The following is a 14,434-nucleotide window of genomic DNA, read 5'->3' as shown; positions in this document are numbered from 1 at the left end:
CCCGATCCCTGTGGCCTCGGCGTCGAATTACACGGCTGTGACTCGGCCCCGCTAGTCGAGCAGGACCACGACTCGCCGCGACGGCTCGACTCCCTCGCTTTCGCTGTGCACCCCCGGCACCGCCGCGACGGCGTCGTGGACGATCTTCCGCTCGAACGGCGTCATCGGCGAGAGCTCTTCGCGCTCGCCGGTGTTCAGCACCCGCCGCGCCACCTTGTCGCCGAGCGCCGCCAGTTCTTCGCGCCGCCGGCGCCGCCAGCTCGCGATGTCGAGCATCAACCGGCTCCGCGCACCGGTCTTCTGGTGCACCGCCAGCCGGGTGAGCTCCTGCAGGGCATCGAGCACTTCGCCTCCGCGCCCGACCAACTTGTTCAGGTCGTCGCTGCCGTCGATGCTCACGACGGCGCGGTCCCCCTCGACGTCCAGATCGATGTCGCCGTCGAAGTCCAACAGGTCCAACAGCTCCTCGAGATAGTCGCCGGCGATCTCCCCCTCGGCGACCAACTGCTCCTCCGCATCCTCGGGTTCCTCGCCGCCGGCGTCCGGCGTCGTCGCCTCCTCGGCGACGTCCTCGACCGACGGTTCCGCGTCAACGTCGCGTTCGGTGGTGGTGTCGGCGTCTGTCATGTCTTTCTCTTCTCCCTCATCCACGGGTCCCTGTCCGTCCTCACTCGCCCGAAGCGAGCCCGTAAAGCTACGGCACCCTGTCAGCGTTTGCGCCGCTTCGGTCGCGCCCCCGGCCGCGGGGTGCGGCTGCCCGACGCGTCGTTGCGTCCGTCGGTGTTCGGCTCGTCCGGTCGAGCCTCTCCGGCCTTTGCCCCCGCCCCCTCGCCGTCCGATCCGTCGGAGTCCGTCTCCGACGAACCGGGCGTCGTCGGTAAACCGTTCCCACCCGCGGGCGTCGCCTTGGGGTTGCGCTTCGGCTTGGCCCCGGGCGCCGGCGCGTTCGCGGCGCGGCGCTCGATCGCTTCCTGTCTCTTGGCCTCGTCCTCTTTTTCGATCATCCCGAACACGTGGTGCTGCTGTCCGAACGTCCAGATGTTGTTCGAGAACCAGTACAGGATGATCGCGAGCGGAAGGAACGGGCCACCGACCACCACACCGAGCGGAAACACGTACAGCGCCAGCTTGTTCATCATCGCGGTCTGCGGATTGGCCGCCGCCTCCGCGCTCTGCCGGGCCACCGACGCGCGGCTGTTGAAGTAGGTGGCGACACCGGCCAGGATCATCACCGGAGCGCCGACCGCGATCACCGCGGGACGGCTGAAGTCGGTGAAGGCATCCAACCCCGACCGCTGGGTCATGAACGCGCCGATCGGCGCACCGAAGAGGTTGGCGTCCAGGAAGTGACCGACGTCCGCCGGGGTGAAGACGTAGTTCCCCGTCATCCGGTTTTGGATCACCGACAGGTGCGGCTGACCGAACCCTCCGGTCGTGCGGTTGAACGACCGCAACACGTGATACAGCCCGAGGAACACCGGGATCTGCGCCAGCATCGGCAGGCAGCCCAGGATCGGATTGAAGCCGTGCTCGCGTTGCAGCTTTTGCATCTCGAGCGCCATGCGCTGCCGGTCCTTGCCGTACTTCTTTTGCAGCGCCTTGATCTGCGGTTGCAGTTCCTGCATCTGGCGGGTGGTGCGGATCTGGCGCACGAACGGCTTGTAGAGCAGCGCCCGCAGGGTGAACACCAGGAACATCACCGCGAGGGCCCACGCGAAAAAGCTGGACGGGCCCAGCACGGAGGCGAACAGCTTGTACCAAACCCACATGATCCACGACACCGGGTAGTAGATGATGTCGAGGCTGAAGAAATCAAACAAAAGTCTCACACTCCCGTTGCTGCGCCGCGGCGCTCCGCGCGTCCTCGGCGCCGACATTCACCCGGCGCTCTTGTCGATCCGGTATCGGATCCCATCCTCCCCGATGCCACGGCCCGCACCTGGCGAGCCTGGCGGCGGACAACCAGCCGCCCCGAACCAAGCCGTACTCGGTGAGCGCGTCGACGGCATACTGGCTACAGGTTGGAACGAAGCGGCACGTCGCCGGGCGCAATGGCGACACCATGTGCCGATACAGCTGGATCAGGAAAACCAGTGCGCGCGCGGCGGCCTTACCCGCGTTGCCGCTTGCCCCGCGCGCCCGCGCCAACACAGTCACCGGTCGGTTCCCGCCGACTGAAAGGCGCGTCGCAAGCCGCGTCGAAGTTGCTGTTCCAGACCCGCCGACGACGCGAGCCTGCTGCTCGGCAGCGCGCGGATCACCACCCGATCGCGCCGATCGAGATCGTCCAGCATGGTTCGGGCAACGTGCCGCAGCCGGCGCGCCACCCGGTGGCGTTCCACGGCGGAACCGACCGGCTTGGCGATGATCAACCCGACGCGCGGGCCCGTGCCGCCGTCGCTGTCCCGTCGAACGTGAACGACGACGTCGGGCTGCGCTGTGCGCACCCCGTACTTCAGCGTGGCGTCAAACTCCGTTGACCGTCTCATGCGGTTGCGTGCCGGAAGCACCGCCGAAAAACCTGCCGTTGCGATCAGGCAGTTAACGCGCGGCGACCCTTACCGCGCCGCTTGGAGACGATGGCGCGACCGGCGCGGGTGCGCATCCGCAACCGGAAACCGTGCACGCGGGCTCGGCGCCGGTTATTCGGCTGGAAGGTCCGCTTGCCCTTGGCCACGGCGTTCTCCTCGTGTCTCTCGCATTACCATCCGCCCGTTCACGCTTCTCAACTGCGCTCGTCCGCGTGCCGGTCGGAGGTGGGTCTTGCTGCTGGCCGGCGCGGTCCCCGGGCACATGAGCTTGGGTCGCAGCCGTATCGCCGACGTTCGGGCGACTGTTTGAGGGTACTGAGCGGCGTTCGCCGGGTCAAACTTGGTCTGCCGCAACGAAGCCAACCCAACGCATCCGCGAAAACATTCGTTCTCGGGCACGCCACCGCCGCACGATCTCCGCGCGAACGTTGAACACACCCCGGTGGAGCCTAAAGAACCCGATTGGAATGCAACAGAACGGTTGGCAGCCGCACGGAAAACTGTTAGCTTCGGGCAATGCCGTTCCAGAGTGGGGCGGCGCTCGACGACGAAGCGAGGATGGCGGATCAACTAGCTGCGTAGGCGACCCGAACGGGTTGTCATTCAGCACGGAGATCGCGAGCCGTCGCCGGTAGGCTGCGGCTCGTTTACGATCATCCTGTCCACACCTGTGTATAACTATGTGGACAGTTGCTTTGTCGCCAGGCGTGGTTGCACGTCGACCCGGGATCCGCGAGAACCAGGGAGATTACGTCGTTGACCGATGACCCCGGTTCAGGTTTCACGACTGTGTGGAATGCGGTCGTCTCCGAACTCAATGGCGAGCCCACCGCGGACGGCCTGGCCGGCACCCGCACCACCCTCGTCGCCCCGCTGACCCCCCAGCAAAGGGCATGGCTGAATCTGGTCCAGCCGCTCACGATCGTCGAGGGGTTTGCTCTGTTGTCGGTTCCGAGCAGCTTTGTCCAAAATGAGATCGAGCGTCATCTGCGCGCACCGATCACCGACGCGCTCAGCCGCCGTCTCGGTCAGCAGATCCAACTCGGCGTCCGCATCGCTCCGCCCCCCGAAGACGCCGACGACATTGCCTTCGCCCAAGCCGAGGCCCTCGCCCAAGCCGGCAACGACGAAACCTCGGAAGCGTCGGGCGACACCGACGAGGCTTACGAAAACGGTGAAGCCGTCGGCTCCGAGCAGAACTGGCCCAACTACTTCACCGAACGTCCCCACACCGCCGATCCGGCCATCGCCGGCGGGACCAGCCTCAACCGCCGCTATACCTTCGACACGTTCGTCATCGGCGCCTCCAACCGGTTCGCTCACGCCGCCGCCCTGGCCATCGCCGAAGCCCCGGCCCGCGCCTACAACCCCCTTTTCATCTGGGGCGAGTCCGGCCTCGGCAAGACCCACCTGCTGCACGCCGCCGGCAATTACGCCCAACGGCTGTTTCCCGGCATGCGGGTCAAGTACGTCTCGACCGAGGAATTCACCAACGACTTCATCAACTCGCTGCGCGACGACCGCAAGGTCGCCTTCAAACGCAGCTATCGCGACGTCGACGTGCTGCTGGTCGACGACATCCAGTTCATCGAGGGCAAGGAAGGCATCCAGGAGGAGTTCTTCCACACCTTCAACACGCTGCACAACGCCAACAAGCAGATCGTCATCTCCTCCGACCGGCCGCCGAAACAGCTCGCCACCCTCGAAGACCGGCTAAGGACACGATTCGAATGGGGCCTGATCACCGACGTTCAGCCCCCCGAGCTCGAGACCCGCATCGCCATCCTGCGCAAAAAAGCACAGATGGAACGGCTGGCGGTGCCCGACGACGTCCTCGAGCTCATCGCCAGCAGCATCGAACGCAACATCCGTGAACTCGAAGGGGCCCTCATCCGGGTGACCGCGTTCGCGTCGTTGAACAAGACCCCGATCGACAAGGCGCTGGCCGAAATTGTGCTTCGCGATTTGATCGCCGACGCCAGCACCATGCAGATCAGCGCGGCGACCATCATGGCCGCCACCGCGGAGTACTTCGATACGACCGTCGAAGAGCTGCGCGGCCCGGGCAAAACGCGGGCGCTGGCTCAGTCGCGGCAAATCGCCATGTACCTGTGCCGGGAACTCACCGACCTGTCGCTGCCCAAGATCGGTCAGGCTTTCGGCCGCGACCACACCACCGTCATGTACGCCCAGCGCAAGATCCTGTCCGAAATGGCCGAGCGGCGTGAAGTGTTCGACCACGTCAAGGAGCTCACCACCCGCATCCGTCAGCGGTCAAAGCGCTGACTCTCGCCGGCCAAGACACAATTTTTCAAAAAACTTCTCCCACCCCTGTCACATCAGTCACGCCCGCGGCGCTGTGTGCAGCCCTGTGCACAAGGCGGCCATACACGAGCGCACCGCTGGGATTCACGTGCACACTCACTCCCCATCCCCAGCCGCTCAGCAAAACCCACACAGTTGCTCACCGCGTCATCCACAACCCGATGACGCCCCTAGCTGCGCCAAGACCCGGCTGTCCCCAGAATGCACAGCACTTAATACTGTTACTGAGATCTCTCCGTCGTTTCTTCTCCGAAATACAGCGCTGGGGAGGCTCCTTGCGTGGCAGCGGCGAAACCCGTCGTCGGCCTGGCTTGTCGGCCTCCGCGATTAGCTTTGAAGATGGCCGCAGAAGATCTACGGTTGTTCTTCGACTGCTGTTGCGGCGTCGGGGCGCATGACGTGTCACCGACGTTCGTTGCGGGGGCCGCGTGCTAGCGACGAACCGCTAGCCGCCTTGTTCGATTCACTTGGCAAGTAAGGGACGCTATGGACGCGGCGACGACAACAGCTGGCCTCACGGACTTGAAGTTTCGCCTAGTGCGAGAGTCCTTCGCCGATGCGGTGTCGTGGGTGGCGAAGAATCTGCCGACCAGACCCGCGGTGCCCGTGCTTTCCGGAGTCCTGTTGTCCGGCTCGGATGACGGCCTGACGATCTCCGGGTTCGATTACGAAGTGTCGGCCGAAGCCCAGGTTGCTGCTGAAATAGCTTGTCCCGGAAGTGTTTTGGTGTCCGGAAGGTTGTTGTCGGACATCACTCGGGCGTTGCCCAACAAGCCGGTCGACTTCTATGTGGACGGCAACCGGGTCGCACTGACCTGCGGGAATGCGAGGTTCTCGCTGCCGACAATGCCGGTCGAGGATTACCCGACGCTGCCGGCATTGCCGGAAGGCACCGGCACGCTCCCGGCGGACCTGTTCGCCGAGGCGATCGGTCAGGTGGCGATCGCGGCCGGCCGGGATGACACGTTGCCGATGTTGACCGGGATTCGGGTCGAGATCTCAGGGGACACGGTGGTTTTGGCCGCCACCGACAGATTCCGGTTGGCGGTTCGCGAGCTGACCTGGTCGGCGTTGTCGCCCGACGTCGAGGCCGCGGTGCTGGTGCCGGCCAAGACGCTGGCCGAGGCCGCCAAAGCCGGCGCCGACGGGTCCGAGGTCCGCTTGTCGTTGGGCGATGGCGCGGGAGTCGGAAAAGACGGCCTGCTCGGTATCAGCGGTAACGGCAAACGCAGCACCACTCGGCTCTTGGACGCGGAGTTCCCGAAGTTCCGCCAGCTGCTGCCGGCCGAACACACAGCCGTGGCCACGATCAACGTGGCCGAATTGACCGAGGCCATCAAGCTGGTTGCGTTGGTGGCCGACCGGGGGGCGCAGGTGCGGATGGAATTCGCCGATGGCATGCTGCGGCTGTCCGCGGGCGCCGACGACGTGGGCCGGGCCGAAGAAGACCTGCAAGTCGATTTCGTTGGCGAACCGTTGACAATCGCGTTCAACCCGACGTATCTGACCGACGGGTTGGCGTCGGTCCATTCCGAGCGGGTGTCGTTCGGTTTCACGACCCCGGGCAAGCCCGCGTTGTTGCGTCCGGCGTTCGACGGCGACAGCCAGCCGACCGGCACCGGCCCGTTCGCGGTGGTGCCGACGGACTACGTGTACCTGCTGATGCCAGTTCGGTTGCCCGGATAGGTGTACGTCCGGCATTTGGGATTGCGCGATTTCCGATCCTGGGCACACGCCGACCTCGAATTGCAGCCGGGCCGGACCGTGTTCGTCGCTCCAAATGGCTTCGGTAAGACGAACTTGATTGAGGCGCTGTGGTATTCGACGACCTTGGGTTCGCACCGGGTCGGGACCGACGCGCCGTTGATCCGAGCGGGCGCCGAGCGTGCGGTGGTGTCGACGATCGTCGTCAACGAGGGCAGGGAGTGCGCGATCGACCTGGAGATCGCGGCGGGCAGGGCAAACAAGGCGAGGTTGAATCGGTCGCCGGTGCGCGGCACGCGCGAGGTGGTCGGGGTGTTGCGCGCGGTGCTTTTCGCGCCGGAAGACCTGGCTCTGGTGCGCGGGGATCCGGCGGACCGGCGTCGCTATCTTGACGAATTGGCGACGGTTCGCAGGCCTGTGATCGCCGGCGTGCGCGCCGATTACGACAAGGTCTTGCGGCAGCGCACGGCGTTGTTGAAATCGCTTTCCGGCGCGCGGTATCGGGGCGATGACGGCGCGCTGGACACCCTCGACGTGTGGGATAGCCGGTTGGCCGAGCACGGGGCCGAGTTGATGGGCGCCCGCATCGACCTGGTGAACCAGCTGGCGCCGGAGGTGGAAAAGGCTTACCAATTGCTGGCGCCTGGATCGCGGCCGGCGTCGGTCGCCTACCGTGCCAGCCTCGGCGCTCACCACCCGGGAGGCTTCGACGGCAGCGACCGCGAGTTGCTGCGGGCGGCGTTGGCGGCCGCATTGTCGGAACGCCGTGATGCGGAGTTGGAGCGCGGGATGTGTCTGGTCGGTCCGCATCGCGACGACTTGGAGTTGCGGCTCGGCGATCAGCCCGCGAAAGGCTTTGCCAGCCACGGGGAATCGTGGTCCTTCGCGGTGGCGCTGCGGCTGGCGGCGTATGAGCTGTTGCGGGCCGACGGCAGCGAACCCGTGTTGTTGCTCGATGACGTGTTTGCCGAACTCGACGCCGCCCGACGCCGCGCCCTGGCCACGGTGGCGGAATCGGCGGAACAGGTATTGGTGACCGCGGCGGTGCTGGAAGACATTCCGGCGGGCTGGGATGCTAGACGGGTGCATATCGATCTATGCGACGACGATGTGGGCCAGGTGTCGGTGGTGCGACCATGAACGGTGCCGACAACGACGCGAAAGACCCCGAACGGCTCGGTTCGTTGACGGGTATCGACCTGGTGCGGCGCACGCTCGAGGAGGCCCGCGCGGCGGCCCGCGCCCAGGGAAAGGACGCCGGTCGCGGGCGGGCAATCCCGGTGGCACGGCGCCGCGTTGCCGGACGGCGACGAAGCTGGTCGGGTCCGGGACCCGACGTCCGCGATCCGCAACCGCTGGGCAGGTTGGTGCGGGAGATGGCGAAAAAACGCGGCTGGTCCGGCCGCGTCGCGGAAGGGACGGTGCTGGGTCATTGGTCGTCGGTGGTGGGCCAGCAGATTGCGGACCACGCGACCCCGACTGCCTTGAACGACGGGGTCCTCAGTGTGGCTGCCGAATCGACCGCGTGGGCGACCCAGCTGCGGATGGTCCAGGCGCAGCTTTTGGCCAAGATCGCGGCGGCGGTCGGCAACGGCGTGGTGACGTCGCTGAAAATCACCGGGCCGGCCGCGCCGTCCTGGCGGAAGGGGCCCCGACACGTTTCCGGCAGGGGACCTCGCGACACCTACGGCTGACGCGTTCACCAACCCGGACCATCCCCAGTCGGGCCTTGACTAACAGGCGCCTGAGAGCCACCAGGACGAAACGGACCAGCGTGGCAAACGTCGGGACGCGCCATGAATGAAGATATCGTTCACACGGCGCGGTCAGCTAGGTAGAAACGCGGCCAGAAACTCTGTCCTGGCCCTCGATGACGGTAGAGTGGAGTGTACGACCGTTGCGGTGACTGGACCGCTCGCATGCAACCCCAAGGAGAGCATCCCGACTGTGGCTGCCCAAAAGAAAAAACCGCAAGACGAATACGGTGCCGCGCAGATCACCGTCCTCGAGGGATTGGAAGCGGTCCGCAAACGCCCCGGCATGTACATCGGGTCGACCGGCGAACGCGGACTGCACCACCTGGTGTGGGAGGTCGTCGACAACTCGGTGGACGAGGCGATGGCCGGTTACGCCAGCCAGGTGGATGTGCGGTTGCTCAACGACGGCGGCGTCGAGGTCGCCGACAACGGGCGCGGTATCCCCGTCGCGACGCACGCCACCGGCATCCCGACCGTCGACGTGGTGATGACCCAACTCCACGCCGGCGGCAAGTTCGGGGGGGAGAACAGCGGCTACAACGTCAGTGGCGGCTTGCACGGGGTGGGTGTGTCGGTGGTCAACGCGCTGTCGAACCGCCTGGAGGTCGATATCGCCCGAGATGGGTACGAGTGGTCGCAGTTCTATGACCACGCCGTGCCGGGGACCCTCAAACAGGGTGAGGCCACCAAGAAGACGGGCACCAGGGTCAGGTTCTGGGCCGACCCCGACATCTTCGAAACCACCGAGTACGACTTCGAGACGGTGGCGCGCCGACTTCAGGAAATGGCTTTCCTGAACAAGGGTTTGACGATCCATTTCACCGACGAGCGGGTCAGCGACGAGGAGGTCGTCGACGACGTCGTCAGCGATACCGCCGAGGCACCCAAGTCCGCCGAAGAAAAGGCGACCGGCTCGCACAAGGTCAAGCACCGCACGTTTCACTACCCGGGCGGCCTGGTGGACTTCGTCAAGCACATCAACCGGACCAAGAGCCCGATTCACAACAGCATCGTGGATTTCTCCGGCAAGGGACCGGGCCACGAGGTCGAAATCGCGATGCAGTGGAACGCCGGCTACTCGGAGTCGGTGCACACCTTCGCCAACACCATCAACACCCACGAGGGCGGCACCCACGAGGAGGGCTTCCGCAGCGCGTTGACGTCGGTGGTGAACAAATACGCCAAGGACCGCAAACTCCTGAAGGACAAGGACCCCAACCTCACCGGCGACGACATCCGGGAAGGCCTGGCCGCGGTCATTTCCGTCAAGGTCAGCGAACCGCAATTCGAGGGCCAGACCAAAACCAAGCTGGGCAACACCGAGGTCAAGTCGTTCGTGCAGAAGGTCTGCAACGAACAGCTCACGCACTGGTTCGAAGCCAACCCGTCGGACGCGAAAACGGTTGTGAACAAGGCGGTGTCGTCGGCCCAGGCGCGGATAGCGGCGCGCAAGGCCCGAGAGTTGGTGCGCCGCAAGAGCGCCACCGATCTGGGTGGGCTGCCGGGCAAGCTCGCGGACTGCCGCTCGACCGACCCTAGAAGGTCGGAACTGTATGTGGTGGAGGGTGACTCGGCCGGCGGCTCGGCCAAGAGCGGCCGCGACTCGATGTTCCAGGCGATCCTCCCGCTGCGCGGCAAGATCATCAACGTCGAGAAGGCGCGCATCGACCGGGTGCTGAAGAACACCGAAGTCCAGGCGATCATCACCGCGCTGGGCACGGGGATTCACGACGAGTTCGACATCGCCAGGCTGCGCTACCACAAGATCGTGCTGATGGCCGACGCCGACGTTGACGGGCAACACATTTCGACACTGCTGTTGACGCTGTTGTTCCGGTTCATGCGACCACTGATCGAAAACGGGCACGTGTTCTTGGCGCAGCCGCCCCTGTACAAGCTGAAGTGGCAGCGTAGCGATCCCGAGTTCGCGTACTCCGACCGTGAGCGTGACGGCCTGTTGGAGGCGGGGCTGAAGGCCGGCAAGAAGATCAACAAGGAAGACGGCATCCAGCGCTACAAGGGTCTGGGCGAAATGGACGCCAAGGAGCTGTGGGAAACCACGATGGACCCGTCCGTGCGGGTGCTGCGCCAGGTCACCCTCGACGACGCGGCGGCCGCCGACGAGCTGTTCTCCATCCTGATGGGCGAGGACGTCGACGCGCGCCGCAGCTTTATCACCCGCAACGCCAAGGACGTTCGCTTCCTGGATGTCTGACGTGTCTCACGTTCGATTACAAACGAGGATTAGATGACCGACACCACGCTGCCACCCGGCGACGAACCCGTCGACCGGATCGAGCCGGTAGACATCCAGCAGGAGATGCAGCGCAGCTACATCGACTATGCGATGAGCGTGATCGTGGGTCGCGCGCTGCCCGAGGTGCGCGACGGGCTCAAGCCGGTGCACCGCCGAGTGCTGTATGCGATGTTCGATTCCGGGTTCCGCCCGGACCGCAGCCACGCCAAGTCGGCGCGCTCGGTGGCCGAGACGATGGGTAATTACCACCCGCACGGCGACGCGTCGATTTACGACACCCTGGTGCGGATGGCGCAGCCGTGGTCGCTGCGGTATCCATTGGTCGACGGGCAGGGCAACTTTGGCTCTCCGGGCAACGACCCACCGGCCGCCATGCGCTATTGCTGTACCGGGGATGCATTGGTGCGCTTGCCATTTGGGCAGTCGGTGCGGATCGGCGATGTCGTCCCCGCAGGCCGCCCAAATTCGGATAATGCCGTCGAGTTGAAGGTTCTTGACCGACACGGCGACCCGGTCATGGCGGATCGCCTGTTCCATTCCGGCGAACATCAGACCTACACGGTGCGCACCGCCGAAGGGTATGAAGTCACGGGGACATCGAACCACCCGTTGCTGTGCCTGGTCGACGTCGCCGGCGTGCCCACGCTGCTGTGGAAACTCATCGAAGAGATCCGTCCCGATGACCACGTCGTCTTGCAACGGACCCCGCCGGTGGAGTTCGGACCCGCCGACTGGCATTCCACGATGGAGGCACTGCTGCTGGGAGCCTTTATCAGCGAGGGTTTTGTATCCGAGACGCGCGCCGGATTCAACAACTGCGACCATGACTACTTCACCATGGTCGTCGGCGCGTACGACGCGGTCGTCGGAGGCCGGCGCTATGTATCCTCTCGCCGGATCGCCTCGGGCTCGACACTGCACGAGCTCGACATTCACAACATCAAGGAACTGAAGAAGACACGACTCGGTGACTTGTGCGGGCGGCGGTCGGCCGACAAGTCTGTTCCCGACTGGCTGTGGCACTCCCCCGCCGTCGTCAAGCGCGTATTCCTGCAGGCGCTGTTCGAGGGCGATGGATCGTGCTCTGCGTTGCCGCGAAATACCATTCAGATTTCGTACTCGACGCGTAGCGAACGGTTGGCCAAGGACGTGCAGCAGATGCTGCTGGAGTTCGGGATCGTCACGCGCCGGTACCGGATGGCAGTCGGCGAGCACAAGGTCGTCATCACCAACCGGGCTCAGGCTGAGTTGTTCGCCACGCGAGTCGGTTTCGGCGGCGCAAAGCAAGAAAAGCTCGCCAAGATCCTAGGTTCCATGCCGCCGTGCGCCGGCATGGATGGCGATCACGTTCCCGGGTTGGCGCGGTTCATTCGCAGGCACTGCGGCAGCCGCTGGGTCGATAAGGACTGGCTCAATCGCCACAACGTCGACCGCATCCAACGTTGGCGAACGAGTGGCGAGGAGATCCTCTCGCGCATCGCCGATCCCGATGTGCGTGCCATCGCAACCGACCTGACCGACGGCCGGTTCTACTACGCCAAGGTCGCCTCGGTGACCGAAGCCGGCGTGCAACCCGTCTACAGCCTGCGCGTCGACACCGAAGACCACGCGTTCCTGACCAATGGTTTCGTCAGCCACAACACCGAAGCGCGGCTGACTCCCCTGGCGATGGAGATGCTACGCGAAATCGACGAGGAAACAGTCGATTTCATTCCCAACTACGACGGCCGGGTGCAGGAGCCGACGGTGCTGCCCAGCCGGTTCCCCAACCTGCTGGCCAACGGCTCCGGCGGCATCGCGGTCGGCATGGCGACCAACATCCCGCCGCACAACCTGCGCGAGCTCGCCGAGGCGGTGTTCTGGTGCCTCGAAAACCACGAGGCCGACGAGGAAGCCACGCTGGCCGCCGTCATGGAGCGGGTCAAGGGTCCCGACTTCCCCACCGCCGGGCTGATCGTGGGGAGCCAGGGCATCGCCGACGCCTACAAGACCGGCCGCGGTTCGATCCGGATGCGCGGCGTGGTCGAGGTCGAAGAGGCCAGGGGCCGAACGTCTTTGGTCATTACCGAGTTGCCGTATCAGGTCAACCACGACAACTTCATCACCTCGATCGCCGAGCAGGTCCGCGACGGCAAGCTCGCCGGCATCGCCAACGTCGAAGACCAGGGCAGCGACCGCGTCGGCGTGCGCATCGTCGTCGAGCTCAAGCGCGACGCGGTGGCCAAGGTGGTGCTCAACAACCTCTACAAGCACACCCAGCTGCAGACCAGCTTCGGCGCCAACATGCTGGCCATCGTGGACGGGGTGCCGCGCACCCTGCGGCTGGACCAGCTGATCCGCCACTACGTCGAACACCAACTCGACGTCATCGTGCGCCGCACCACCTATCGGCTGCGCAAGGCCAACGAACGGGCCCACATCCTGCGCGGCCTGGTCAAGGCGCTCGACGCGCTGGACGAGGTCATCGCCTTGATCCGGGCGTCGGAAACGGTCGACGTCGCCCGCACCGGGCTGATCGAACTGCTCGACGTCGACGAGATCCAGGCCCAGGCCATCCTGGACATGCAGCTGCGGAGGCTGGCGGCCCTGGAGCGCCAGCGCATCATCGACGACCTGGCCAAGATCGAAGCCGAGATCGCCGACCTGGAAGACATCCTGGCCAAACCCGAGCGGCAGCGCGCGATCGTGCGCGACGAACTGACGGAGATCGTCGACAAGCACGGCGACGACCGTCGCACCCGGATCGTCGCAGCCGACGGCGACGTCAGCGACGAGGACCTCATCGCCCGCGAGGACGTCGTCGTCACCATCACCGAAACCGGATATGCCAAGCGCACCAAGACGGACCTGTACCGCAGCCAAAAACGCGGCGGCAAGGGCGTGCAGGGCGCCGGTCTCAAGCAGGACGACATCGTCCGGCACTTTTTCGTGTGCTCGACGCACGACTGGATCCTGTTCTTCACCACCCAGGGCCGGGTGTATCGGGCCAAGGCGTACGAGCTGCCGGAGGCTTTGCGGACCGCGCGCGGTCAGCACGTCGCCAACCTGCTCGCCTTCCAGCCCGAGGAGCGCATCGCGCAGGTCATCCAAATCCGCAGCTACGAGGACGCCCCGTACCTGGTGCTGGCCACCCACAACGGCCTGGTCAAGAAGACCAAGCTGACGGAGTTCGACTCCAACCGCTCGGGCGGAATCGTGGCCATCAACCTGCGCGACAACGACGAACTGGTTGGGGCGGTGCTGTGCTCGTCGGAGGAGGACCTGCTGCTGGTCTCGGCCAACGGTCAGTCCATCCGTTTCTCGGCGACCGACGAGGCCCTGCGCCCGATGGGCCGGGCCACTTCCGGCGTGCAGGGCATGCGGTTCAACGCCGACGATTACCTGTTGTCGCTCAACGTGGTTCGCGAGGGCACCTACCTGCTGGTCGCCACGTCCGGGGGCTACGCCAAGAGGACCGGAATCGAGGAGTACCCGGTGCAGGGCCGCGGCGGCAAGGGGGTGCTGACCGTTCAGTACGACCGTCGGCGCGGCCGGCTGGTCGGCGCGCTGATTGTCGACGACGACAGCGAGTTGTACGCGATCACCTCGGGCGGGGGCGTCATCCGCACGGCCGCGCGCCAGGTCCGCAAGGCGGGACGGCAGACCAAGGGCGTGCGGTTGATGAACCTCGGCGAGGGCGCCACACTGTTAGCCATCGCGCGCAATGCTGAGGAAACCGCGGACGAAACCGTCGAGGAAGCCGATGGCGCCGCGGACGGGGAGGATTAGCCAGGTAACAAGGGCAAGCGGCGGCCCGTAGGGGTCCGGGCACGAGCCAGGCAATAGACTCGGCCCGACCAGTAATAGTGCGACTGCCACGG

The 14,434-nt window shown here is 65.4% G+C and carries 11 protein-coding genes; 6 read left to right on the top strand and 5 right to left on the bottom strand.

Features of this window, described 5'->3' with window-relative positions; all coding sequences use genetic code 11:
- Window positions 1-51: 51 nt before the first annotated feature.
- The 5 genes from G6N25_RS10405 to rpmH form a co-directional block, all read right to left on the bottom strand.
- Window positions 52-627, bottom strand: a complete 576-nt coding sequence (locus tag G6N25_RS10405; protein ID WP_083075786.1) for a Jag family protein — start codon at window positions 625-627, stop codon at window positions 52-54.
- A gap of 80 nt (window positions 628-707) precedes the next feature.
- Complete coding sequence (gene yidC, locus G6N25_RS10400; protein ID WP_142272774.1) at window positions 708-1,829, bottom strand: membrane protein insertase YidC; 1,122 nt, start codon at window positions 1,827-1,829, stop codon at window positions 708-710.
- Window positions 1,813-2,157 (bottom strand): membrane protein insertion efficiency factor YidD, encoded by a 345-nt coding sequence (gene yidD / locus G6N25_RS10395; protein WP_142272775.1) that lies wholly within the window; start codon window positions 2,155-2,157, stop codon window positions 1,813-1,815. The genes yidC and yidD overlap by 17 nt, the downstream gene beginning before the upstream one ends.
- On the bottom strand, window positions 2,154-2,510 hold the full coding sequence (gene rnpA / locus G6N25_RS10390; protein ID WP_083075765.1) for a ribonuclease P protein component: 357 nt from the start codon (window positions 2,508-2,510) through the stop codon (window positions 2,154-2,156). The genes yidD and rnpA overlap by 4 nt, the downstream gene beginning before the upstream one ends.
- A 23-nt stretch (window positions 2,511-2,533) precedes the next feature.
- Window positions 2,534-2,677 carry a 50S ribosomal protein L34 gene (gene rpmH, locus G6N25_RS10385; protein WP_083075766.1) on the bottom strand — a complete coding sequence of 48 codons (144 nt, stop codon included), beginning with the start codon at window positions 2,675-2,677 and terminating at the stop codon, window positions 2,534-2,536.
- Between the two features lie 610 nt (window positions 2,678-3,287).
- On the opposite strand from rpmH, the gene dnaA reads away from it, so the two are divergent.
- The 6 genes from dnaA to gyrA all read left to right on the top strand — a co-directional run bounded on the left by dnaA (window position 3,288) and on the right by gyrA (window position 14,342).
- On the top strand, window positions 3,288-4,817 hold the full coding sequence (gene dnaA, locus G6N25_RS10380; RefSeq protein ID WP_083075767.1) for a chromosomal replication initiator protein DnaA: 1,530 nt from the start codon (window positions 3,288-3,290) through the stop codon (window positions 4,815-4,817).
- A gap of 525 nt (window positions 4,818-5,342) precedes the next feature.
- A complete protein-coding gene (gene dnaN, locus G6N25_RS10375; RefSeq protein WP_083075768.1) occupies window positions 5,343-6,542 on the top strand; it encodes a DNA polymerase III subunit beta in 1,200 nt (399 codons plus the stop codon).
- A complete protein-coding gene (gene recF, locus G6N25_RS10370; RefSeq protein ID WP_083075769.1) occupies window positions 6,543-7,700 on the top strand; it encodes a DNA replication/repair protein RecF in 1,158 nt (385 codons plus the stop codon). It begins immediately after the preceding gene.
- On the top strand, window positions 7,697-8,254 hold the full coding sequence (locus G6N25_RS10365) for a DUF721 family protein (protein WP_083075770.1): 558 nt from the start codon (window positions 7,697-7,699) through the stop codon (window positions 8,252-8,254). Before recF ends, G6N25_RS10365 begins: the two co-directional genes overlap by 4 nt.
- Window positions 8,255-8,507: 253 nt before the next feature.
- A complete protein-coding gene (gene gyrB / locus G6N25_RS10360; protein WP_083075772.1) occupies window positions 8,508-10,532 on the top strand; it encodes a DNA topoisomerase (ATP-hydrolyzing) subunit B in 2,025 nt (674 codons plus the stop codon).
- 33 nt (window positions 10,533-10,565) lie between these two features.
- Window positions 10,566-14,342, top strand: coding sequence for an intein-containing DNA gyrase subunit A (gene gyrA / locus G6N25_RS10355; protein ID WP_083075773.1), 3,777 nt, complete (start codon window positions 10,566-10,568; stop codon window positions 14,340-14,342).
- The last annotated feature ends 92 nt before the right edge of the window (window positions 14,343-14,434 follow it).

The organism is Mycobacterium heidelbergense (assembly GCF_010730745.1).
GTDB classification, from domain to species: Bacteria; Actinomycetota; Actinomycetes; order Mycobacteriales; family Mycobacteriaceae; genus Mycobacterium; species Mycobacterium heidelbergense.
This window is presented reverse-complemented; position numbering and strand designations above follow the sequence as displayed.

Coding starts and splice junctions, on each gene's coding strand:
- G6N25_RS10405 (WP_083075786.1), bottom strand. CDS start 627: ATGACAGACGCCGACACCACCACCGAACGCGACGTTGACGCGGAACCG.
- dnaN (WP_083075768.1), top strand. CDS start 5,343: ATGGACGCGGCGACGACAACAGCTGGCCTCACGGACTTGAAGTTTCGC.
- G6N25_RS10365 (WP_083075770.1), top strand. CDS start 7,697: ATGAACGGTGCCGACAACGACGCGAAAGACCCCGAACGGCTCGGTTCG.
- gyrA (WP_083075773.1), top strand. CDS start 10,566: ATGACCGACACCACGCTGCCACCCGGCGACGAACCCGTCGACCGGATC.